Raw genomic sequence first — 21,169 nt, 5'->3', positions numbered from 1 at the left:
CGGTAGCGGAGTTACGTCGTACCCTTGCGGGGGTCGGGCAGGTGCCCGGCCCCCGTCCGTATAAGTCCGAGGAAGTTGGTCCAGCCGTGGTTATGGGGTTCTCGATCGCCCTCATCGTCTTCAGCGGGCTGCTGATGCTGCTCGTGCTGATGCACAAGGGGAAGGGTGGCGGCCTCTCCGACATGTTCGGTGGCGGAATGCAGTCCTCCGTCGGTGGCTCCTCGGTCGCCGAGCGCAACCTGGACCGCATCACCGTCGTGGTCGGTCTGCTCTGGTTCGCCTGCATTGTGGTACTTGGTCTGCTGATGAAGTTGGACGGGTAACTCCGAACACTGGACGCGCGTTGGGCCTTACGTAGACTGGGGCATCTTCGAGCACCATCACGCAGGGAGTTACGACCGTGGCAAGTGGCAACGCGATCCGGGGAAGCCGGGTCGGAGCGGGGCCGATGGGCGAGGCCGAGCGGGGCGAATCGGCGCCGCGCGCCCGCATCTCCTTCTGGTGCTCGAACGGGCACGAGACGCAGCCGAGCTTCGCCAGCGAGGCGGCAGTCCCGGAGACCTGGGACTGCCCCCGGTGCGGCTTCCCGGCCGGGCAGGACCGGGACAACCCGCCGGACCCGCCGCGCACGGAGCCGTACAAGACCCATCTCGCGTATGTGCGGGAGCGGCGCAGCGACGCGGACGGCGAGGCGATCCTCGCCGAGGCGCTGGCCAAACTGCGCGGCGAGATCTGAGCGTGGCGTGACGACGTGACGAACGGGCCTTGCCCGCGAACTCTGTTCGCGGGCAAGGCCCGTTCGCCATCTCCGCACACTCGGACGCGCCGGCATCGCCCCGCTGTCCGCCCTCGCCTTCGCCCTCACCATCCTGCGGACCCCCTTCGGCGACGCGGCCACCGCGCTGCCCTCCGCCCTCGTACCCGCCGCACCCTCGCCGTCGCGTCACTGGCCCCCCTGATCAATTAGGTTGGAGAGGCAGCGGGGCAGACAAGCAGTACGAGAAGAAGTGGGCGATGTCCGAGATGAACAACGAAGGCCGCACCAGGCTCAACCGGCTGCCCGAGTGGGCGGCCCTCGGCAAGCACCGTGAGCAGCTGGGCGAGACCCATCTGCGGGACCTGTTCGCCGCCGACGCAGAGCGGGGCACCGGCTACGCCCTGCGCGTCGGCGACCTCTACCTGGACTACTCCAAGCACCTCGTCACCGACGAGACGCTGACCCTGCTGCGCGAACTGGCCGCCGTCACCGGCGTCGCCGAGCTGCGCGACGCCATGTTCCGCGGCGAGAAGATCAACACCACCGAGGACCGCGCGGTGCTCCACACCGCGCTCCGCGCCCCCCGCGGGGCCGTGATCGAGGTCGACGGGGAGAACGTCGTTCCCGGCGTGCACGCCGTCCTCGACAAGATGGGCGTGTTCGCCGACAAGGTCCGCGCGGGCGAGTGGACCGGCCACACCGGCAAGCCGATCAAGAACATCGTCAACATCGGTATCGGCGGCTCCGACCTCGGCCCCGCCATGGCCTACGAGGTCCTGCGCTCCTTCACCCAGCGGGATCTGACGCTCCGTTTCGTCTCCAACGTCGACGGGGCCGACCTCCACGAGGCCGTCCGCGACCTCGACCCCGCCGAGACGCTCTTCATCGTCGCCTCGAAGACCTTCACCACCATCGAGACGATCACCAACGCCACCTCCGCGCGGAACTGGCTCCTCACGGGCCTGGGCGCCGGCCAGGACGCCGTCGCCAAGCACTTCGTGGCCCTCTCGACCAACGCCGAGAAGGTCGAGGAGTTCGGCATCGACACCGCGAACATGTTCGAGTTCTGGGACTGGGTCGGCGGCCGCTACTCGTACGACTCCGCCATCGGCCTCTCCTTGATGATCGCCATCGGCCCGGAGCGCTTCCGCGAGATGCTCGACGGATTCCACCTCGTCGACGAGCACTTCCGTACGGCCCCGCCCGAGGAGAACGCGCCGCTGCTGCTCGGCCTCCTCGGCGTCTGGTACGGCGCCTTCTTCGACGCCCAGGCGCACGCCGTCCTGCCGTACTCGCACTACCTGTCCAAGTTCACCGCCTACCTCCAGCAGCTCGACATGGAGTCCAACGGCAAGTCGGTGGACCGCGAGGGCAACCGGGTCGACTGGCAGACCGGACCCGTCGTCTGGGGCACCCCGGGCACCAACGGGCAGCACGCCTATTACCAGTTGATCCACCAGGGCACCAAGGTCATCCCGGCCGACTTCATCGGCTTCGCGCGGCCGGTCGACGATCTGCTGCCCGGCCTCGTCGCCCAGCACGACCTGCTCATGGCCAACTTCTTCGCCCAGACCCAGGCGCTGGCCTTCGGCAAGACACCCGAGGAGGTACGGGCCGAGGGCGTCCCCGAGGAGCTCGTCCCGCACAAGACCTTCCAGGGCGACCACCCCACCACCACGATCCTCGCCGACGCACTGACCCCGTCCGTCCTCGGCCAGCTCATCGCGCTGTACGAGCACAAGGTCTTCGTCCAGGGCGCGATCTGGAACATCGACTCCTTCGACCAGTGGGGTGTCGAACTCGGCAAGGTCCTCGCCAAGCGGATCGAGCCGGTCCTGACGGAGGGCCAGGGCGGCGAGCACCTCGACAGCTCCACCGCCGGACTCGTCTCCGCCTACCGCTCGCTGCGCGGACGGTAGGGCGTAGCGCCATGAGGGGGGAGAACGCGGTGCGGCTGCGGCCGCCAAGGAACGCCGTGGACGAACGGGCCGTCACCTGGTGGCGGAGCCAGCTCCTGGCGACCACCGCCGTACCGGTGGCGGTCCTCGGCGTCCTCGGCGCCTTCATCGGGCCCGCCCGGCTCTGGCTGCTGGTCGCGGCCGGGGCCGTGGCGGCCGTGGGCCTCGCCTGCACCGTGTTCTTCCCCGCCTGGTGGTTCCGGGTGCACCGCTGGGAGGTCACCGAGGACGCCGTCTACGTCCGCACGGGGGCCTTCTGGCAGGAGTGGCGGATCGCGCCGATGTCCCGGATCCAGACCGTCGACACCTCACGCGGCCCGCTGGAGCAGGCCTTCCGGCTCGCCACGGTCACGGTGACCACCGCCTCGTCCAAGGGCGCGATCCGGATCGAGGGCCTCGACCACGAGCTGGCCGCCGAGCTCGCCGAGCGGCTGACCGTCATCACGCAGGCCACCCCCGGAGACGCCACATGAGCGAGGGCCGGGCCGCGGGGGAGAAGGCGGCGGCGGAGGAGGACCAGGGTCCGGCCCCGGCCACCGACGGGAACCAGGGTCCGGCCCCGGCCACCGACGGGAACCAAGGTCCGGACTGGCTCCGCCTCGATCCCCGTACCGTCCTCGTCCGGGTCGTCCTCTTCGGTGGCGTCCTCGTCGGCGCCGCACTGCCCGTCGTCTTCGCCCTCGCCGGGCCGCGCCCCCTGTGGCAGGCCGTCGCCTGGGTCGCCGGGGGCGTCGCCCTCGCCCTGCTCGCCGACGTCTTCGCGGAGACCGTCCGCCTCCGCCGTACCCGCTACCGCGTCGGCACCGAGAGGGTCGAACTCCACACCGGACTCCTCGTCGTCCAGCGCCGCTCGCTCGCCCGCGAGCGCATCCGCAGCGCCGACCTCACCGCCAACCCGCTCCAGCGCGTCCTCGGCCTCGTCAAGGTCCGCATCGGCACCGGCGAGCACACCGGCGGCAGTGACTCCACGCTCGAACTCGACCTGGTCACCCGGGCCGAGGGGGAGCGGCTGCGCCGGGAGCTGCTCGCCCGCGCCGCCACCACCCCCGAGGGCCCGGACCACGACAACACCCTCGCGACCCTCGACCCGCGCTGGATCCGCTACGCCCCCGTCTCCTTCCTCGCCCCCGCCCTCGGCGGCGCGGCGGCCGGCGCCGTCATGCAGGTCAGCGAGTGGTTCGGCGCCCAGGGGAAGGTCATCGACTGGATAGGGGACCGCTTCCAGGACGTCTCCATCCCCTGGATGATCGTCGCCCTGGTCCTCCTCGCCACCGTCGTCGGGGCCGTCGGCGCCCTCGGCCTCTGGGTCGAGATGTGGTGGAACTACCACCTGGAGCGCGAGCCCGGCGGGACCCTGCGGGTCTCCCGCGGTCTCTTCACCGCCCGTTCGGTCTCCATGGAGGAGCGCAGGTTGCGCGGGATCGAGCTGGTCGAGCCGCTCGGCGTCCGCGTGTTCGGGGCGGCCCGCGTCGACGCCGTCGCCACCGGTCTCGTCAAGGACGACGACGACAAGCACGCCGACCTCAAGAACCTGCTGCCGGCCGTGGAGCGGGCCGTCGCCGACCGGGTCGCCGCCCAGGTCCTGCGCGAGCCGGAGCCTCCCACCGGGGCGCCCCTCGCCGCCCACCCCCGGGCCGCCCGCACCCGGAGGGTGCGCTGGGCGCTGTGGAGCGTCCTGCTGCCCGTGGCGGTCCTCGCCCTCCTCGGACTCCTCCTCACCCCGGTCCTGCTGTACGTGGCGGCCGGCTGCGCGGTCGTCCTCGGTCCGCTCGCCGTGCTGTGCGCGCTCGACGCGTACCGAGGTCTCGGACACGGCGTCAGCGGCGCCTACCTGGTGACCCGTTCGGGTACGGTCCGGCGGGCAACGGTCGCCCTCCAGCGCTCCGGAGTCATCGGCTGGACCGTCAAGCAGTCGTACTTCCAGCGGCGCGCCGGCGTCCTGACCCTCACCGCCACCACGGCGGCCGGAGCGGGCGCGTACGACATCCTCGACGCGGGCCAGAGCCAGGGCCTGACCTTCGCCGCCGGGGCCGTACCGGACCTGCTGACGCCCTTCCTCGAACCCGTACCGACGCCGGAGGCCCGGTCCACCGAGGGGTGAACCGGGCCTCCGCGGCGTCGCGTCAGGCAGACGCCGGCGGGTACAGACTCCGCGGCAGCTCCGAGGCCGCCGCCGCGTCGAGCAGCCACAACGTGCGCGAGCGGCCGTAGGCGCCCGCTGCCGGGGCCTGCACCTCGCCCGCACCCGACAGCGCGATCGCCGCCGCCTTCGCCTTGTCCGCACCGGCCGTGAGCAGCCAGACCTCCTTGGCCGCCCGGATCGCCGGAAGGGTCAGCGAGACCCGGACCGGCGGCGGCTTGGGCGCGCCGTGCACGCCGACCACCGTCCGCTCGGTCTCGCGGACCGCGGGCAACTCCGGGAAGAGCGAGGCCACATGGGTGTCGGGCCCGACGCCCAGCATCAGCACGTCGAAGGTCGGCACCCCGCCGTGGTCACCGGGACCCGCGGCGGCGGCCAGCTCCTCCGCGTACGCGGCTGCGGCGGCGTCGACATCACTGCCGTACGGACCGTCCGAGGCGGGCATGGCGTGCACCCGCGCCGGGTCGAGCGGCACCCGGTCGAGCAGCGCCTCCCGGGCCTGGGTGACGTTCCGCTCGGGGTCGCCCTCGGGCAGGAACCGCTCGTCGCCCCACCACAGGTCGAGCCGCGACCAGTCGATCGCGTCCCGCGCCGGCGCCGAACCGAGCGCCGCCAGCAGGCCGTTGCCGTTGCGTCCGCCGGTGAGCACCACCGAGGCGGAGCCACGGGCGGCCTGGGCGTCCACGATCTTCGTGATCAGCCGGGCCGCCGCGGCCTCGGCCATCAGCTCCTTGTCCCGGTGGACGACCAGCTGCGGCGTGCTCACTTGGCCGCCGCCTTCTTGGCCGGGGCCTTCTTCGGGGCGGGCTTCGCCGCAGGCTCGGCCGCCGCCTGAGCGGCCTCCGGCTCGGGCGCGGGGGCGGTCACGGCCGCCTCCTCGTCCAGCCGCTCAAGGCCGAACTTGAGCGCCGTCGCGTAGGTGTCGTCCGGGTCGAGCCGGCGCAGCTCCTCCGCGATCAGCTCGGCCGTCTCGCGGCGCTTGAGCGCCACGGCACGGTCCGGCTGCCCCTGGATGGAGAGCGTCGCGAGCGAGCCGTCCGGCCGGTCGAGCACGATCGGGCCGGAGCTGGTCTCCATCCGTACGGAGGTGAGACCGGGACCCGCCGACGTCGAGCGGCGCACCGGAATCTTCAGCCGCTCCGCCAGCCACATGGCGAGCAGCTCGACGCTCGGGTTGAACTCCTCGCCCTCCACCTCGGCGGAGGTCACCTCGCACACGACCTGGTCGAGCGCGGCGGCGAGCATCGAACGCCACGGGGTGATCCGGGTCCACGAGAGGTCCGTGTCGCCCGGGGTGTACGCGTCCGCGCGCGCGGTCAGCTCCTGGATGGGCTGCTCGGAGGCGTACGTGTCGGTCACCCGGCGCTGGGCGAGCGCGCCCAGCGGGTCCTTCGCCGGGTCGGTCGGCGCGTTCACCGGCCACCAGACGACGACGGGCGCGTCCGGGAGGAGCAGCGGCAGGACCACCGACTGGGCGTGGTCGCCGACCTCGCCGTACAGCCGGAGGACCACCGTCTCACCGGTGCTGGCGTCGGCGCCGAGGCGGACCTCGGCGTCGAGCCGTGCCTTGGAGCGGTCCCGCGGGGAGCGCGAGACCCGCTTGATGACGACGAGCGTCCGCGAGGGGTGCTCGCGGGACGCGTCGTTCGCAGCCTTCAGCGCGTCGTAGGCGTTCTCCTCGTCGGTGACGATGACGAGGGTGAGCACCATGCCGACGGCCGGGGTGCCGATCGCCCGCCGCCCGAGCACCAGCGCCTTGTTGATCTTGGAGGACGTGGTGTCCGTCAGGTCGGTCTTCATGGCCGGCGCCAGCTCCGTCCGTCTCGTGCGAGCATCTCGTCCGCCTCGACCGGACCCCAGGTCCCGGACTGGTACTGCGCGGGCTTGCCGTGCTTGTCCCAGAACTGCTCGATCGGGTCGAGGATCTTCCAGGAGAGCTCGACCTCCTCGACGCGCGGGAAGAGGTTCGAGTCGCCGAGCAGGACGTCGAGGATGAGCCGCTCGTACGCCTCGGGGCTGGACTCCGTGAAGGACTCGCCGTACGCGAAGTCCATCGACACGTCCCGGATCTCCATCTGGGTGCCGGGCACCTTGGAGCCGAACCGCATCGTCACGCCCTCGTCCGGCTGGACCCGGATGACGATGGCGTTGCGGCCGAGTTCCTCGGTCGCGGTGTGGTCGAAGGGGGAGTGCGGGGCGCGCTGGAAGACGACCGCGATCTCGGTGACGCGGCGGCCGAGCCGCTTGCCGGTGCGCAGGTAGAAGGGGACGCCCGCCCAGCGGCGGTTGTCGATCTCCAGCTTGATGGCCGCGTAGGTGTCGGTCTTCGACTGGGGGTCGATTCCGTCTTCCTGGAGGTAGCCGACGGCCTTCGCGCCGCCCTGCCACCCGGCCGCGTACTGGCCGCGGACCGTGGACTTGCCCAGGTCCTTGGGCAGCTTCACCGCGCCGAGGACCTTGGTCTTCTCGGCGGCGAGCGCGTCGGCGTCGAAGGAGGCGGGCTCCTCCATCGCGGTCAGCGCGAGCAGCTGGAGCAGGTGGTTCTGGATGACGTCACGGGCGGCGCCGATGCCGTCGTAGTAGCCGGCGCGGCCGCCGATACCGATGTCCTCGGCCATGGTGATCTGCACGTGGTCGACGTACGACCGGTTCCAGATCGGCTCGAAGAGGGTGTTGGCGAAGCGGAGCGCCAGGATGTTCTGGACGGTCTCCTTGCCGAGGTAGTGGTCGATCCGGAAGACCTCGTTGGGCGGGAAGACCTCGTGGACGACCTCGTTGAGCTCCTTGGCGGAGACCAGGTTGTGCCCGAAGGGCTTCTCGATGACCGCGCGGCGCCAGGAACCGTCCTTCTGCTCGGCCAGTCCGTGCTTCTTGAGCTGCTGGACGACCTTGGGGAAGAACTTCGGCGGGACCGACAGGTAGAAGGCGAAGTTGCCGCCGGTGCCCTGCGCCTTGTCCAGCTCCTCGATGGTGGACTTGAGCTGCTCGAAGGCCTCGTCGTCGTCGAAGTCGCCCTGGACGAAACGCATCCCCTGGATCAGCTGCTGCCACACCTCCTCGCGGAACGGGGTGCGCGCGTGCTGCTCGACGGCGTCGTGGACCTCCTGCGCGAAGTCCTCGTCCTGCCACTCCCGGCGGGCGAAGCCGATGAGCGAGAAGCCCGGCGGCAGCAGGCCGCGGTTGGCCAGGTCGTAGACAGCAGGCATCAGCTTCTTACGGGACAAATCGCCCGTGACGCCGAAGATCACCAGGCCCGACGGCCCCGCGATACGCGGGAGCCGTCGGTCTGCGGCGTCACGGAGCGGGTTGGCTCCGTCGACTGCGCTCAAAGTGCTTACGCCTCCGAAGGTGCGAGGCGCGAGAGCTCCGCCTCGGTGGACTTGAGAAGGTCGTTCCAGGACGCCTCGAACTTCTCGACGCCCTCGTCCTCGAGGAGCTGGACGACATCGTCGTAGCCGATGCCCAGCTTCTCGACGGCCGCGATCTCGGCACGCGACTGGTCGTAGGTGCCACGCACGGTGTCACCGGCGACCACGCCGTGGTCGGCGGTGGCCTCCAGGGTGCCCTCCGGCATGGTGTTGACCGTGCCGGGGGCGACCAGGTCCACGACGTACAGGGTGTCCTTGTACGCCGGGTCCTTGACGCCGGTCGAGGCCCACAGCGGACGCTGCTTGTTGGCCTGCGCCTTGTCGAGGGCCGCCCAGCGCTCGCCGGCGAACACCTCCTCGTACGCCTCGTAGGCGAGACGCGCGTTGGCCAGGGCGGCCTTGCCCTTGAGGGCCTTGGCCTCGTCGGTGCCGAGGGCGTCCAGGCGCTTGTCGATCTCCGAGTCCACACGGGACACGAAGAAGGAGGCCACCGAGTGGATCTTGGAGAGGTCGAGGCCGCGCTCGCGGGCCTTCTCCAGACCCGCCAGGTAGGCGTCCATGACCGCGCGGTAGCGCTCCAGGGAGAAGATCAGCGTCACGTTGACGCTGATGCCGAGGCCGATGACCTCGGTGATCGCCGGCAGACCCGCCTTGGTGGCCGGAATCTTGATCAGCGTGTTGGGACGGTCCACCAGCCAGGCCAGCTGCTTGGCCTCGGCGATGGTGGCGGTCGTCTCGTGGGCGAGACGGGGGTCGACCTCGATGGAGACCCGGCCGTCCTGGCCGTCGGTCGCCTCGAAGACCGGCCGCAGGATGTCGGCGGCGTCACGGACGTCCGCCGTCGTGATCATGCGGATGGCCTCGTCGACGGTCACCTTGCGGGCGGCGAGGTCGGCGAGCTGCTGCTCGTAACCGTCACCGTGCGAGATGGCCTTCTGGAAGATCGACGGGTTCGTGGTCACACCGACCACGTGGCTCTGGTCGATGAGCTCGGCCAGGTTTCCGGACGTGATCCTCTTGCGCGAGAGGTCGTCCAGCCAGATCGCGACGCCTTCGTCGGAGAGGCGCTTGAGAGCGTCTGTCATGAGAATTCCATCTCCATTAAGTCGTACGTATGCGCGTCAGCGCGCGGCGGCAGCGATCGATTCCCGCGCGGCGGCGACGATCGCCTCCGGCGTGAACCCGAACTCGCGGAACAGGACCTTCGCGTCCGCCGAGGCACCGAAGTGCTCCAGGGAGACGATCCGGCCGGCGTCCCCGACGTACCGGTGCCAGGTGAGACCGATACCGGCCTCGACCGCGACGCGGGCCTTGACCGACGGCGGCAGGACGGAGTCCTTGTACGCCTGGTCCTGCTCCTCGAACCACTCCACGGACGGCATCGAGACCACACGGGTCGGGACACCGGCGGCCTGGAGCTGCTCACGGGCCTCGACGGCCAGGTGCACCTCGGAGCCCGTGCCGATCAGCACGACCTGCGCGTCTGTGTTCTGCCCGGAGGGCCCTTCGGCCTCGAACAGCACGTAGCCGCCCTTGACCGTGTCCTCGTTCGGCGCGTACGTCGGCACACCCTGGCGGGTCAGCGCCAGGCCGTGCGGGGCGCCCTTGCCGAAGACCTTCGTGTGGCGCTGCATGATCTCGCGCCAGGCGATGGCCGTCTCGTTGGCGTCGGCCGGACGGACCACGTTGAGACCCGGGATCGCGCGCAGCGAGGCGAGGTGCTCCACCGGCTGGTGCGTCGGGCCGTCCTCGCCCAGACCGATCGAGTCATGGGTCCAGACGTACGTCACCGGGACGTGCATCAGGGCCGACAGGCGGACGGCGTTGCGCATGTAGTCGGAGAACACCAGGAAGGTGCCGCCGTAGATGCGCGTGTTGCCGTGCAGCGCGATGCCGTTCATCTCCGCGGCCATGGAGTGCTCGCGGATGCCGAAGTGGATCGTGCGGCCGTACTTGTCGGCCTCCGGCAGCGGGTTGCCCTCGGGCAGGAACGACGAGTCCTTGTCGATCGTCGTGTTGTTGGAGCCGGCGAGGTCGGCCGAGCCGCCCCACAGTTCCGGGATGACCGCGCCGAGCGCCTTGAGGACCTGGCCCGAGGCGGCACGGGTGGCGACACCCTTGCCCGGCTCGAAGACCGGGAGCTTCTCGGCCCAGCCGGCCGGCAGCTCGTTCGCCTGGATGCGGTCGAACTCGGCGGCGCGCTCCGGGTTGGCCGTACGCCACTCGGCGAGCGACTTCTCCCACGCGGCACGGGCCTCACGGCCGCGGTCGCCGAGCGAGCGGGTGTGCGCGATGACCTCGTCGGTGACCTCGAAGGTCTGCTCCGGGTCGAAGCCGAGGACGCGCTTGGTGGCCGCGATCTCCGCGTCGCCGAGCGTCGAGCCGTGCGCGGCCTCGGTGTTCTGCGCGTTCGGGGCGGGCCAGGCGATGATCGAGCGCATCGCGATGAACGACGGACGCTCGGTCTCGGCCTCGGCGGCCTTGATCGCGGTGTACAGCGCGGCCGGGTCCAGGTCGCCGTTGGCCTGCGGCTCGACGCGCTGGACGTGCCAGCCGTACGCCTCGTACCGCTTCATCGTGTCCTCGGACACGGCCGTCTCGGTGTCGCCCTCGATCGAGATGTGGTTGTCGTCCCACAGCAGGATCAGGTTGCCGAGCTTCTGGTGGCCGGCGAGCGAGGACGCCTCCGCGGAGATGCCCTCCTGCAGGCAGCCGTCACCGGCGATCGCGTAGATCCGGTGGTCGAACGGGGAGGCGCCGGTGGCGGCCTCCGGGTCGAAGAGACCGCGCTCGAAGCGGGCGGCCATCGCCATGCCCACGGCGTTGGCGACACCCTGGCCCAGCGGGCCCGTGGTGGTCTCGACGGCGGCGGTGTGACCGTACTCCGGGTGCCCGGGGGTCTTCGAGCCCCAGGTACGGAAGGCCTTCAGGTCGTCCAGCTCAAGACCGAAGCCACCCAGGTACAGCTGGGTGTAGAGGGTCAGCGACGAGTGTCCGGCAGAGAGGACGAACCGGTCGCGCCCGACCCACTCGGGGTCGGCCGGGTCGTGCCGCATCACCTTCTGGAAGAGGGTGTACGCGGCGGGCGCCAGGCTCATCGCCGTACCGGGATGGCCGTTGCCGACCTTCTGTACGGCGTCCGCGGCCAGGATGCGGGCGGTGTCGACGGCCCGCTGGTCCAACTCGGTCCACTCGAGGTCTGTGGTGGTCGGCTTAGTGCTCACCCTGGGTCAGGGCTCCTCTCCACATGTCTTAAGCCGGTGACTGAGGGTGTACCGGCGTTGTCGAGCCTACCCCCGCCGGAACGCCCCTCTTTTCGTGTGCATGCCCCTCAAATGAGCGGACACAGCAAGACTGCCGCCGCCCGTGTGAGTTCGCCTCCCGAAGCGTGTCCACGCCTTGGGACACACCGCCTCAACACGACCCCACCCCCGCGAAGATCGGCGTCTGGGCAACGTCTACAGTGGCGTGGTACGCGCAAGCTTCACCCCGCCTTCATCCGGGGAGCTTGCTGGGAATTTCTCTGTCAGGGGTGTGCGTGACGGCCGTCGAGTCCCGACCCGCAGGGGTCGTCTTGACTCCCAGCCCGGGGGGCCATCGGCCGTTCGGGGCCCGCGTCAAGGCATACGTGGCGTTGACCAAGCCGCGGATCATCGAACTGCTGCTCATCACCACCGTTCCGGTGATGTTCCTCGCCGAGCAGGGCGTGCCCGACCTGTGGCTGGTGCTCGCCACCTGCTTCGGCGGCTACCTGTCGGCGGGCGGCGCCAACGCGCTGAACATGTACATCGACCGCGACATCGACGCGCTGATGGACCGCACCTCCCAGCGCCCGCTGGTCACCGGCGTGCTGACGCCGCGCGAGGGCCTGGTCTTCGGCCTCACGCTCGCCGTGGTCTCCACGCTCTGGTTCGGCCTGCTCGTCAACTGGCTCTCCGCCGCCCTCTCCCTCGGCGCGCTCCTCTTCTACGTCGTGGTGTACACGATGATCCTGAAGCGCCGCACCGCGCAGAACATCGTCTGGGGCGGGATCGCCGGCTGCCTCCCGGTCCTCATCGGCTGGTCGGCCGTCACCGACTCGATGTCCTGGGCGGCGATCATCCTCTTCGCCGTCATCTTCTTCTGGACGCCGCCGCACTACTGGCCGCTGTCGATGAAGGTGAAGGACGACTACGCGCGTGCCGGCGTGCCGATGCTCCCGGTCCTCGCCTCCAACAAGGTCGTCGCCAGGCAGATCGTCGCGTACAGCTGGGTGATGGTCGCCGTCTCGCTGCTGCTCACCCCGCTCGGCTACACCGGCTGGTTCTACATGACGGTGGCGCTGCTCACCGGCGGCTGGTGGCTCTGGGAGGCGCACGGGCTGCTCAACCGCGCCAAGGGGGGCGCCACCGGCGCGAAGCTCAAGGAGATGCGCCTCTTCCACTGGTCCATCACCTACGTCTCGCTGCTCTTCGTGGCGGTCGCCGTGGACCCCTTCCTCCGCTAGGGACCTTCAGGGGCGATTCCAGCGGGGTTTCCGCTCAGATGATCTGCTCGGCCGACGGCCGGGTCACGTGGGATAGGCCACGTGACCCGGCCGTCGCCAGTAGATCTACCCCTCGGTAGCATCTTTTTCATGGCAGAAACGAAGCACGCAGAGCGCAAGGCGGCCAAGCTCGCCAAGGAGATCAAGGCCTTCTCCAAGGAGCACGGCGGCTCCGAGGGGCACCTCGCGCACATCGGCCAGGCGGGCACCCGGATCGTCCTCGTCGGCACCGACGGCGGCTGGGGCGACCTCGTCGCGCCGACGCACGAGATCGCGCAGCAGGCCGCCGAGCAGGCCGGCCTCACCCTCCACGAGGAGTTCGACGGCGAGTTCGCCGCCAAGGTCTCCACCGGCCCGTACGAGTGGACCCGGATGGCCGGTATCCAGATCGGCGGCCCCTCCAACAGCTGAGGCAACAACCTCGCGCGGGGCTCACCCGTTAGGACGTGTGGAGACGCGACACGGCCACGCAGGGAGCCCCCCGAGATGATCGACACGCCGAGCCTGGTGGACCAGTACTGCCACGGGGTACTCCGTACGGAGCTCGGCCTCGGCACCTTCGAGGCCCACCTCGGCGCCCAGCTCGGCGGGAGCAGCGCGCTGCCCGCCGCGGGCACCACCTTCTTCGACACCCAGACCGGCTTCGCCGTGCGCCGCTGGTGCCCGCCGCTCCTCGGTCTCGAACCGCACTGCCCACCCGCCCGGTATCTCGCGCGCCGCCGCGAACTGGGCGTCGCCGAGGCGGGCCGGCGCCTGCTGCGCGCCTCAGGGATCGCCACGTACCTCGTCGACACCGGGGTCCGGGACGACCTCACCGGACCCGCCGAGCTCGGGGCCGCGGGCGCCGCCGAGGCCCATGAGATCGTCCGCCTCGAACCCCTCGCCGAACAGGTCGCCGACACCTCGGGGACCGTCGCGGCCTTCCTCGCCAACCTCGCCGAGGCCGTCCACGGGGCCGCCGTCCACGCCGTGGCCTTCGCCTCCGTGGCCGGGGTACGCCAAGGGCTCACGTACGCGCCCGAACCGCCGGGACCCGGGGAGGTGCGCGGGGCCGCGGGGCGCTGGCTCGCCGGACGCCCGGCCGGCGGCCCGCTCACCGACCCCGTCCTGCTGCGCCATCTGCTCTGGATCGCGGTCACGGCCGGGCGCCCCCTCCAGCTGCACACCGGGGACCGGGACCCGGCCTCGGTCGCCGGTTTCGCCGACGCCACCACGGGGCTCGGCGCCGACCTGGTGCTGCTGCACTCCTACCCGTACCACCGCGCCGCCGCGCACCTGACCGGGGTGCACGCGCATGTGTACGCGGACCTGGGCCCCGTCCTCGCGCACACGGGGGCGCGGGCGGCGGCCGTCCTCGCCGAGGTCCTGGAGCGGGCGCCGTTCGGGAAGCTGCTGTTCTCCAGCGGCGCCCACGGACTGCCCGAACTCCACGTGGTCGCCGCGAGCGTCTTCCGCACGGCCCTCGCGCGCGTGCTCGGCGAGTGGGTGATGGACGGCGCCTGGTCCCGTACGGACGCCCAGCGCGTCGCCACGATGATCGCGGCGGACAACGCACGCCGGGTCTACCGGCTCTCGGGGAGCCGATAGACCCGGCGGGTGTCGGTCAGGCCGAGAGGTCAGGCCCTTGCGAGCTCCGGGTCCGGCTGGGCCGGGATGTCGGCGGTGGGGACCGGGCGCTCGCGCAGGCTCAGGGCCAGTCGCAGTACCGCGATCCACATGAGCGACGAGCCGAGCATGTGAAGGGCGACGAGGAGCTCGGGGACCCCGGTGAAGTACTGGATGTAGCCCACGCCCCCTTGCGCGAGCAGCACGATCAGCAGGTCCCGGGCGCGCGCCCGGGTGTCGACCGGGGCGTCCACCACGCGCAGCACCAGCCACATCGCGAGCGCGAGGGCGCAGACGACCCAGGCGGCGATGGCATGGGCGTGCGCGGCGTTCGTCCAGTCCCACGGCATGCGCGGCACGTCGCTGCTGTCACCGGCGTGCTTGCCGGCGCCGGTCACCGTCGTACCGAGCGCGATCAGCAGGCCCGAGGTGATCGTGATCGCCCAGGACAGCTTGCGGACCGGGCGGGGCACGCGCGGGCGGGCGGCGGTGTCGCCCTCGCCGGTCCGGTGCCAGGTGATGACCGCGACGGTGAGCAGCGCGTTCGCGGCCAGGAAGTGGCCGGCGACCGTCCACGGGTTGAGGCCCATCCACACCGTGATGCCGCCGATGACGGCGTTGCTCATCACGATCCAGAACTGGGCCCAGCCGAGCCGGGTGAGCCCGCGCCGCCACGGCTTGGTGGAGCGGGCGGCGATGATCGCCCAGCCGACCGCGGCCGACAGGACGTAGGTCAGCATCCGGTTGCCGAACTCGATCGCGCCGCGGTAGCCCTGCTCGGGCGTCACGATGAGGCTGTCGTCGGTGCACTTGGGCCAGGTGTCGCAGCCGAGACCGGAACCGGTCAGCCGGACCGCGCCACCCGTGACGATGATGAGCACGCTCATCACGACGGCGGAGAGCGCGGCGCGCCGGAGCGTCCTGGGGGACGGGGTCCAGCGCCTGGCGATGGAGGCGAGGGGGGTCAGCACGGGCCCTATCGTAGGCCGGGGCTTGTGCACGCTTTCACGAGGGGTGCCTTGTCGGGAAACGTCACCCTCTGGGACCCCGCCACTACTCCCAGCGGAAGAACTTCGCCGCCGCGCCGAGGCCCAGCACCGCCCAGACCGCGAGCGTCAGCGCGTCGCCCCAGGGCAGGGCCGCGCCGTCCTGGAGGACCGCGCGCAGGCCGTCCGAGAGGGCGGAGATCGGCAGCAGCTCCAGGACCGAGCGGGCCGCGTCGGGGAACTTCTCCAGCGGGACGATGACGCCGCCGCCCACCAGGAGCAGCAGGAAGACCAGGTTGGCGGCCGCCAGGGTGGCCTCCGCCTTCAGCGTGCCCGCCATCAGCAGGCCGAGGCCGGAGAAGGCGGCCGTGCCGAGCGCCAGGAGTACGACGACCGAGACGGGGTTGCCGTGCGGGGACCAGCCGAGCCCCACGGCGATCGCCGTGAGGAGGGCGATCTGGAGGACCTCGGTGACCAGGACGGAGAGCGTCTTGGCGGTCATCAGCGCCCAGCGGGGGAGCGGTGAGGCGCCGAGGCGCTTGAGCACCCCGTACCGCCGCTCGAAACCGGTGGCGATGGCCTGGCCGGTGAACGCGGTCGACAGGACGGCGAGCGCGAGGATGCCCGGGGCGAGGAAGTCGACGGCCTTGCCGGCGCCCCCCGTCGTCGCAACGGGCACGGTGATGATGTCGACGGTGGAGAAGAGCACCAGGAGCAGCGACGGGATGATCACCGTGAGGAGCAGCTGCTCGCCGTTGCGGAGCAGCATCCGGGTCTCCAGCGCCGTCTGCGCCGCGATCATCCGCCCGACGGGCGCCGCTCCCGGCTTCGGGGCGTACATACCGGTGCTCACGACCGAACCAGTGCTCACGACCGCAGTTCCTTGCCCGTCAGTTCGAGGAAGACGTCCTCGAGAGTGTGGCGCTCGACGGCGATGCCGTCGGGCATGACACCGTGCTGGGCGCACCAGCTGGTGACCGTGGCGAGCAGCTGCGGGTCGACGGTGCCGGTGATCCGGTACGTGCCCGGGAGCGTCTCCGCCGCGGCCGTGCCGTCCGGCAGCGCCTTGAGCAGGGAGCCCAGGTCGAGTCCGGGGCGTCCGGTGAAGCGCAGGGTGTTCTCGGCGCCGCCCCGGCACAGCTGCTCGGGGCTGCCCTGGGCGGCGACCCGGCCGGCGTCGACGATGGCGACGTCGTCGGCGAGTTCCTCCGCCTCCTGCATGAAGTGGGTGGTGAGGACCACGGTCACCCCGTCGGCGCGCAGCTCGCGCATGAGGTCCCAGGTGGCGCGGCGGGCCTGCGGGTCGAGTCCGGCGGTCGGCTCGTCGAGGAAGACGAGCTCGGGGCGGCCCACGACGGCCATGGCGAGCGCGAGGCGCTGCTGCTGCCCGCCGGAGAGGCGCCGGTAGGTGGTGCGGCCGCAGGAGTCGAGGCCGAGCCGTTCGATCAGCGCGTCCACGTCCAGCGGGTGGGCGTGCAGCTTCGCCGTGTGGCGGAGCATCTCGTCGGCGCGGGCGCCGGAGTACACGCCGCCGGACTGGAGCATCACGCCGATCCGGGGCCGCAGGGCGGCCGCGTCGGCGACCGGGTCGAGGCCGAGGACGCGCACGGTGCCGCCGTCGGGCCTGCGATAGCCCTCGCAGGTCTCGATGGTGGTGGTCTTGCCGGCTCCGTTGGGGCCGAGGACGGCGGTCACGGTGCCCGGCCGCACGTCGAGGTCGAGGCCGTCGACGGCGGTCTTGTTGCCGTACCGCTTGACCAGGCCACGTACCCGGACGGCGGACCCGACGGACTCGTTTCGCATGACAGGAAGTCTAGAGAGGGGCCGAGGGTCCTCCCGGCGCGGGGCCCGGGCCCCAGGAATCAGGACTTTCCGCATGCCCTTCGCCGACGGCCGCGGCGGTGTGGACACGTCACGGCGTCGGGGCGGGACGGTGGGCCGCGGAGCCCCTGTGGCCTGCGCGTACGGGTTCACGGGGCGGCCGGATGCGGACGCTGATTCGTCCTACGAATGATCATTTCCGCAGGTCAGGTAAGCCTTACCTGAGTGACGCACGGCACCGCCGCCTCTTCCGGCGTGGCTTGTCAGTCCGAGATTAATTACGCAACAATGGCGTTGTGAAAAACGTTGGCGCGGCTCCGGTGGAGGAACTCGCGACCCGAGAGCGTTCGACGCGCAACCGGGTCGCGCGGTCGATCCTGGACCACGGGCCGTCGACCGTCGCCGATCTGGCCGCACGGCTCGGCCTCACCCAGGCCGCCGTCCGCCGCCACCTCGACTCGCTGGTCGCCGAAGCCGTCGTCGAAGCCCGCGAGCAGCGCGTCTACGGGGCGCGCGCCCGCGGCCGCCCAGCGAAGGTCTTCGCGCTCACCGACTGCGGCCGGGACGCCTTCGACCAGTCGTACGACTCGCTCGCGGTCGAGGCGCTCCGGTGGATCGAGCGCAACGCCGGCGGGGAAGCGGCCGTGACCGCCTTCGCCCGCGACCGGATCGAGGCCCAGGCGGACACCTACCGCCAGGCCGTCGAGGCGGCCGAGCCCGCGCAGCGCACCGAGGCGCTTGCCAAGGCCCTGACCGCCGACGGGTACGCTGCCACTGCGCGGAACGCGCCGGTCGGCGAGCAGCTCTGCCAGCACCACTGCCCGGTCGCTCACGTAGCCGAGCAGTATCCACAGCTGTGCGAGGCGGAGACGGAATTCTTCTCCCGCCTCCTGGGAACGCACGTCCAGCGCCTGGCCACCATCGCGCATGGTGACGGCGTCTGCACCACGTTCATCCCGCACAGCGCTCCACAGACCACCGAATCAGCATCCGCAAGCACGGCCGGGAGGAACCCCGCATGACCACCGAGATCAGCCACCCCGAGCTCGAGGGCCTGGGTCGGTACGAGTACGGCTGGGCCGACTCCGACACCGCCGGCGCCACCGCCAAGCGCGGTCTGAACGAGGACGTCGTCCGCGACATCTCCTCGAAGAAGAACGAGCCCGAGTGGATGCTGAAGCTGCGTCTCAAGGGTCTGCGGCTCTTCGACAAGAAGCCCATGCCCACCTGGGGCTCCGACCTCTCCGGCATCGACTTCGACAACATCAAGTACTTCGTGCGGTCCACCGAGAAGCAGGCGGAGTCCTGGGAGGACCTGCCGGAGGACATCAAGAACACGTACGACAAGCTCGGCATCCCCGAGGCGGAGAAGCAGCGCCTCGTCGCCGGTGTCGCCGCCCAGTACGAGTCCGAGGTCGTCTACCACCAGATCCGCGAGGACCTGGAGGAGCAGGGCGTCATCTTCGTCGACACCGACACCGCGCTGAAGGAGCACGAGGAACTCTTCCGCGAGTACTTCGGCACGATCATCCCGGTCGGCGACAACAAGTTCGCCTCCCTGAACACCGCCGTCTGGTCGGGCGGCTCGTTCATCTACGTGCCGAAGGGCGTGCAGGTCGAGATCCCGCTCCAGGCCTACTTCCGTATCAACACGGAGAACATGGGCCAGTTCGAGCGGACGCTGATCATCGTCGACGAGGACGCCTACGTCCACTACGTCGAGGGCTGCACCGCCCCGATCTACTCCTCGGACTCGCTGCACAGCGCCGTCGTCGAGATCATCGTCAAGAAGGGCGGCCGCTGCCGCTACACGACCATCCAGAACTGGTCGAACAACGTCTACAACCTGGTGACCAAGCGCGCCGTCGCCTACGAGGGCGCCACCATGGAGTGGGTCGACGGCAACATCGGCTCCAAGGTCACCATGAAGTACCCGGCCGTCTACCTGATGGGCGAGCACGCCAAGGGCGAGACCCTCTCCATCGCCTTCGCGGGCGAGGGCCAGCACCAGGACGCCGGCGCCAAGATGGTGCACATGGCCCCGAACACCTCCTCGAACATCGTCTCCAAGTCGGTGGCGCGAGGCGGCGGCCGCACCTCCTACCGCGGTCTCATCGAGATCGGCGAGGGCGCCCCGGGCTCCAAGTCCAACGTGCTCTGCGACGCGCTGCTCGTCGACACGATCTCCCGCTCGGACACGTACCCCTACGTGGACGTGCGCGAGGACGACGTCTCCATGGGCCACGAGGCCACCGTCTCCAAGGTCTCCGAGGACCAGCTCTTCTACCTGATGAGCCGCGGCCTCACCGAGTTCGAGGCCATGGCGATGATCGTCCGCGGCTTCGTCGAGCCCATCGCCAAGGAACTCCCGATGGAGTACGCCCTGGAGCTCAACCGGCTGATCGAGCTGCAGATGGAGGGCTCGGTGGGCTAAGCCCCCACCGCCCGCCCCACCCCACGCAGCGACCGATTCCCACGTACGCAGGAAGAGAGCAACACGACAGCCATGGCTGAGGCTCAGAACATCCCGGCGGGCTCCACCACCGCCGGCTCGATCGCGGTGGCCGCCGAGTCCACCGTCGCCACGCGCATGAGCGCGCCCCCGTCCTTCGACGTCGCGGACTTCCCCGTCCCGCACGGTCGTGAGGAGGAGTGGCGGTTCACGCCGCTGGCGCGGCTCCGCGGCCTCCACGACGGCACCGCCGTCGCTTCGGGCGAGGGCGTCAAGGTCGAGATCGAGGCGCCCGAGGGCGTCACCGTGGAGACCGTCGGCCGCGAGGACGAGCGCCTCGGCAAGGCCGGCACGCCCGTCGACCGCGTCGCGGCCCAGGCGTACTCCTCCTTCGAGAAGGCCTCGGTCGTCACCGTCGCCAAGGAGGCCGTCCTCGACGAGCCGATCCGCATCACCGTGCACGGTCAGGGCGGCGTCGCCTTCGGCCACCAGGTGATCGAGCTCGGTGCCTTCGCCGAGGCCGTCGTGGTCCTCGACCACACCGGTGACGCGGTGCTCGCCGCCAACGTCGACTACGTCCTCGGCGACGGCGCCAAGCTGACCGTCGTCTCCGTTCAGGACTGGGACGAGAAGGCCGTCCACGTCGCCCAGCACAACGCGCTGGTCGGCCGCGACGCCTCCTTCAAGTCCGTCATCGTCACCTTCGGCGGCGACGTCGTCCGCATCCACCCGCGCGTCGAGTACGCGGGCCCCGGCGGCGAGGCCGAGCTGTTCGGCCTGTACTTCACCGACGCCGGCCAGCACCAGGAGCACCGCCTCCTGGTCACCCACAACCTCCCGCACTGCAAGTCCAACGTGGCCTACAAGGGCGCGTTGCAGGGCCAGGACGCGCACGCCGTCTGGATCGGCGACGTGCTCATCCAGGCCGCCGCCGAGGGCACGGACACGTACGAGCTCAACCGGAACCTGGTCCTCACGGACGGCGCCCGGGTCGACTCCGTACCGAACCTGGAGATCGAGACCGGCGAGATCGCCGGTGCCGGTCACGCCTCGGCCACCGGCCGCTTCGACGACGAGCAGCTCTTCTACCTGATGTCCCGCGGCATCCCGCAGGCCGAGGCCCGTCGCCTCGTCGTCCGCGGCTTCTTCGCGGAGCTAGTCCAGCAGATCGGTCTGCCGGACGTCCAGGAGCGCCTCCTCGCCAAGATCGAGGCCGAGCTGGAGGCCTCCGTCTGATGGCCTTCGTCCGAGTCTGCGCGCTGAGCGAGCTGGAGGCCGACACCCCGAAGCGGGTCGAGGTCGACGGCACGCCGGTGTCGCTCGTGCACACCGAGGGCGAGGTGTTCGCGATCAACGACATCTGCTCGCACGCGAACGTCTCCCTCTCGGAGGGCGAGGTCGAGGACTGCGCCATCGAGTGCTGGCTGCACGGGTCGAGCTTCGACCTCCGTACCGGGAAGCCCTCCGGCCTTCCCGCCACGCGTCCCGTGCCCGTATACCCCGTCAAGATCGAAGGGGACGATGTGCTCGTCTCCGTCACCCAGGAGTCCTGAGTCA

At 70.8% G+C, this 21,169-nt stretch carries 20 protein-coding genes; 12 read left to right on the top strand and 8 right to left on the bottom strand.

Annotated elements, in window-relative coordinates:
- The first annotated feature begins 92 nt into the window (after positions 1-92).
- The 5 genes from secG (at position 93) to OG462_RS12690 (ending at position 4,816) form a co-directional block, all read left to right on the top strand.
- A complete protein-coding gene (secG, locus tag OG462_RS12710; protein ID WP_017238647.1) occupies positions 93-323 on the top strand; it encodes a preprotein translocase subunit SecG in 231 nt (76 codons plus the stop codon).
- Between the two features lie 77 nt (positions 324-400).
- On the top strand, positions 401-736 hold the full coding sequence (locus OG462_RS12705; RefSeq protein ID WP_079044832.1) for an RNA polymerase-binding protein RbpA: 336 nt from the start codon (positions 401-403) through the stop codon (positions 734-736).
- A gap of 287 nt (positions 737-1,023) precedes the next feature.
- Positions 1,024-2,676 carry a glucose-6-phosphate isomerase gene (gene pgi / locus OG462_RS12700; protein ID WP_406066507.1) on the top strand — a complete coding sequence of 551 codons (1,653 nt, stop codon included), beginning with the start codon at positions 1,024-1,026 and terminating at the stop codon, positions 2,674-2,676.
- Positions 2,677-2,687: 11 nt separating this feature from the next.
- The gene (locus tag OG462_RS12695; RefSeq protein ID WP_406057398.1) at positions 2,688-3,188 is read left to right on the top strand and encodes a PH domain-containing protein; all 501 of its coding nucleotides are present in this window, start codon (positions 2,688-2,690) and stop codon (positions 3,186-3,188) included.
- Complete coding sequence (locus tag OG462_RS12690) at positions 3,185-4,816, top strand: PH domain-containing protein (RefSeq protein ID WP_406057396.1); 1,632 nt, start codon at positions 3,185-3,187, stop codon at positions 4,814-4,816. The genes OG462_RS12695 and OG462_RS12690 overlap by 4 nt, the downstream gene beginning before the upstream one ends.
- Positions 4,817-4,838: 22 nt before the next feature.
- Here the strand turns inward: OG462_RS12690 and pgl are convergent, their stop codons facing one another.
- From pgl to tkt, 5 genes are read right to left on the bottom strand one after another with little or no spacing between them, the layout of a single operon-like run.
- A complete protein-coding gene (gene pgl, locus OG462_RS12685) occupies positions 4,839-5,621 on the bottom strand; it encodes a 6-phosphogluconolactonase (protein WP_406057394.1) in 783 nt (260 codons plus the stop codon).
- Positions 5,618-6,655, bottom strand: coding sequence for a glucose-6-phosphate dehydrogenase assembly protein OpcA (gene opcA, locus OG462_RS12680; protein WP_406057392.1), 1,038 nt, complete (start codon positions 6,653-6,655; stop codon positions 5,618-5,620). The genes pgl and opcA overlap by 4 nt, the downstream gene beginning before the upstream one ends.
- Positions 6,652-8,184, bottom strand: a complete 1,533-nt coding sequence (gene zwf, locus OG462_RS12675) for a glucose-6-phosphate dehydrogenase (RefSeq protein ID WP_406057390.1) — start codon at positions 8,182-8,184, stop codon at positions 6,652-6,654. Before zwf ends, opcA begins: the two co-directional genes overlap by 4 nt.
- A gap of 5 nt (positions 8,185-8,189) precedes the next feature.
- Entirely contained in the window at positions 8,190-9,308 is a 1,119-nt protein-coding gene (tal, locus tag OG462_RS12670) for a transaldolase (protein WP_406057389.1), read from the bottom strand.
- 36 nt (positions 9,309-9,344) lie between these two features.
- Positions 9,345-11,447, bottom strand: coding sequence for a transketolase (tkt, locus tag OG462_RS12665; protein WP_406057387.1), 2,103 nt, complete (start codon positions 11,445-11,447; stop codon positions 9,345-9,347).
- A gap of 314 nt (positions 11,448-11,761) precedes the next feature.
- On the opposite strand from tkt, the gene OG462_RS12660 reads away from it, so the two are divergent.
- The 3 genes from OG462_RS12660 to OG462_RS12650 all read left to right on the top strand — a co-directional run bounded on the left by OG462_RS12660 (position 11,762) and on the right by OG462_RS12650 (position 14,335).
- Complete coding sequence (locus OG462_RS12660; RefSeq protein WP_406057386.1) at positions 11,762-12,709, top strand: heme o synthase; 948 nt, start codon at positions 11,762-11,764, stop codon at positions 12,707-12,709.
- Between the two features lie 129 nt (positions 12,710-12,838).
- Complete coding sequence (locus OG462_RS12655; RefSeq protein ID WP_406057384.1) at positions 12,839-13,159, top strand: hypothetical protein; 321 nt, start codon at positions 12,839-12,841, stop codon at positions 13,157-13,159.
- A gap of 75 nt (positions 13,160-13,234) precedes the next feature.
- Positions 13,235-14,335, top strand: a complete 1,101-nt coding sequence (locus tag OG462_RS12650) for an amidohydrolase (protein ID WP_406057382.1) — start codon at positions 13,235-13,237, stop codon at positions 14,333-14,335.
- 29 nt (positions 14,336-14,364) lie between these two features.
- Here the strand turns inward: OG462_RS12650 and OG462_RS12645 are convergent, their stop codons facing one another.
- The 3 genes from OG462_RS12645 to OG462_RS12635 all read right to left on the bottom strand — a co-directional run bounded on the left by OG462_RS12645 (position 14,365) and on the right by OG462_RS12635 (position 17,142).
- A complete protein-coding gene (locus OG462_RS12645) occupies positions 14,365-15,333 on the bottom strand; it encodes a COX15/CtaA family protein (protein WP_406066505.1) in 969 nt (322 codons plus the stop codon).
- A 73-nt stretch (positions 15,334-15,406) separates the two neighbouring features.
- A complete protein-coding gene (locus tag OG462_RS12640; protein WP_406066503.1) occupies positions 15,407-16,180 on the bottom strand; it encodes an ABC transporter permease in 774 nt (257 codons plus the stop codon).
- Positions 16,181-16,206: 26 nt separating this feature from the next.
- A complete protein-coding gene (locus OG462_RS12635) occupies positions 16,207-17,142 on the bottom strand; it encodes an ABC transporter ATP-binding protein (protein ID WP_406057381.1) in 936 nt (311 codons plus the stop codon).
- Between the two features lie 314 nt (positions 17,143-17,456).
- On the opposite strand from OG462_RS12635, the gene OG462_RS12630 reads away from it, so the two are divergent.
- The 4 genes from OG462_RS12630 to OG462_RS12615 all read left to right on the top strand — a co-directional run bounded on the left by OG462_RS12630 (position 17,457) and on the right by OG462_RS12615 (position 21,165).
- Entirely contained in the window at positions 17,457-18,182 is a 726-nt protein-coding gene (locus tag OG462_RS12630) for a helix-turn-helix transcriptional regulator (RefSeq protein ID WP_406057379.1), read from the top strand.
- Complete coding sequence (gene sufB, locus OG462_RS12625; protein WP_406057377.1) at positions 18,179-19,594, top strand: Fe-S cluster assembly protein SufB; 1,416 nt, start codon at positions 18,179-18,181, stop codon at positions 19,592-19,594. The genes OG462_RS12630 and sufB overlap by 4 nt, the downstream gene beginning before the upstream one ends.
- Positions 19,595-19,666: 72 nt before the next feature.
- Positions 19,667-20,848, top strand: coding sequence for a Fe-S cluster assembly protein SufD (gene sufD / locus OG462_RS12620; protein WP_406057376.1), 1,182 nt, complete (start codon positions 19,667-19,669; stop codon positions 20,846-20,848).
- Complete coding sequence (locus tag OG462_RS12615; RefSeq protein WP_406057374.1) at positions 20,848-21,165, top strand: bifunctional 3-phenylpropionate/cinnamic acid dioxygenase ferredoxin subunit; 318 nt, start codon at positions 20,848-20,850, stop codon at positions 21,163-21,165. Before sufD ends, OG462_RS12615 begins: the two co-directional genes overlap by 1 nt.
- Positions 21,166-21,169: the final 4 nt, after the last annotated feature.

Origin of the sequence: Streptomyces sp. NBC_01077, from assembly GCF_045162855.1 — a bacterium.
Taxonomy (GTDB): Bacteria; Actinomycetota; Actinomycetes; order Streptomycetales; family Streptomycetaceae; genus Streptomyces.
The sequence above is the reverse complement of the archived record's forward strand: the minus strand, read 5'-3'. Positions and strand labels throughout refer to the sequence as shown.

Excerpts from the sequence above, each read along its gene's own strand:
- secG (WP_017238647.1), top strand. The coding sequence starts at position 93 with ATGGGGTTCTCGATCGCCCTCATCGTCTTCAGCGGGCTGCTGATGCTG.
- pgi (WP_406066507.1), top strand. The coding sequence starts at position 1,024 with ATGAACAACGAAGGCCGCACCAGGCTCAACCGGCTGCCCGAGTGGGCG.
- OG462_RS12695 (WP_406057398.1), top strand. The coding sequence starts at position 2,688 with ATGAGGGGGGAGAACGCGGTGCGGCTGCGGCCGCCAAGGAACGCCGTG.
- OG462_RS12690 (WP_406057396.1), top strand. The coding sequence starts at position 3,185 with ATGAGCGAGGGCCGGGCCGCGGGGGAGAAGGCGGCGGCGGAGGAGGAC.
- opcA (WP_406057392.1), bottom strand. The coding sequence starts at position 6,655 with ATGAAGACCGACCTGACGGACACCACGTCCTCCAAGATCAACAAGGCG.
- tal (WP_406057389.1), bottom strand. The coding sequence starts at position 9,308 with ATGACAGACGCTCTCAAGCGCCTCTCCGACGAAGGCGTCGCGATCTGG.
- OG462_RS12655 (WP_406057384.1), top strand. The coding sequence starts at position 12,839 with ATGGCAGAAACGAAGCACGCAGAGCGCAAGGCGGCCAAGCTCGCCAAG.
- OG462_RS12650 (WP_406057382.1), top strand. The coding sequence starts at position 13,235 with ATGATCGACACGCCGAGCCTGGTGGACCAGTACTGCCACGGGGTACTC.
- OG462_RS12640 (WP_406066503.1), bottom strand. The coding sequence starts at position 16,180 with ATGTACGCCCCGAAGCCGGGAGCGGCGCCCGTCGGGCGGATGATCGCG.
- OG462_RS12635 (WP_406057381.1), bottom strand. The coding sequence starts at position 17,142 with ATGCGAAACGAGTCCGTCGGGTCCGCCGTCCGGGTACGTGGCCTGGTC.
- sufB (WP_406057377.1), top strand. The coding sequence starts at position 18,179 with ATGACCACCGAGATCAGCCACCCCGAGCTCGAGGGCCTGGGTCGGTAC.
- sufD (WP_406057376.1), top strand. The coding sequence starts at position 19,667 with ATGGCTGAGGCTCAGAACATCCCGGCGGGCTCCACCACCGCCGGCTCG.
- OG462_RS12615 (WP_406057374.1), top strand. The coding sequence starts at position 20,848 with ATGGCCTTCGTCCGAGTCTGCGCGCTGAGCGAGCTGGAGGCCGACACC.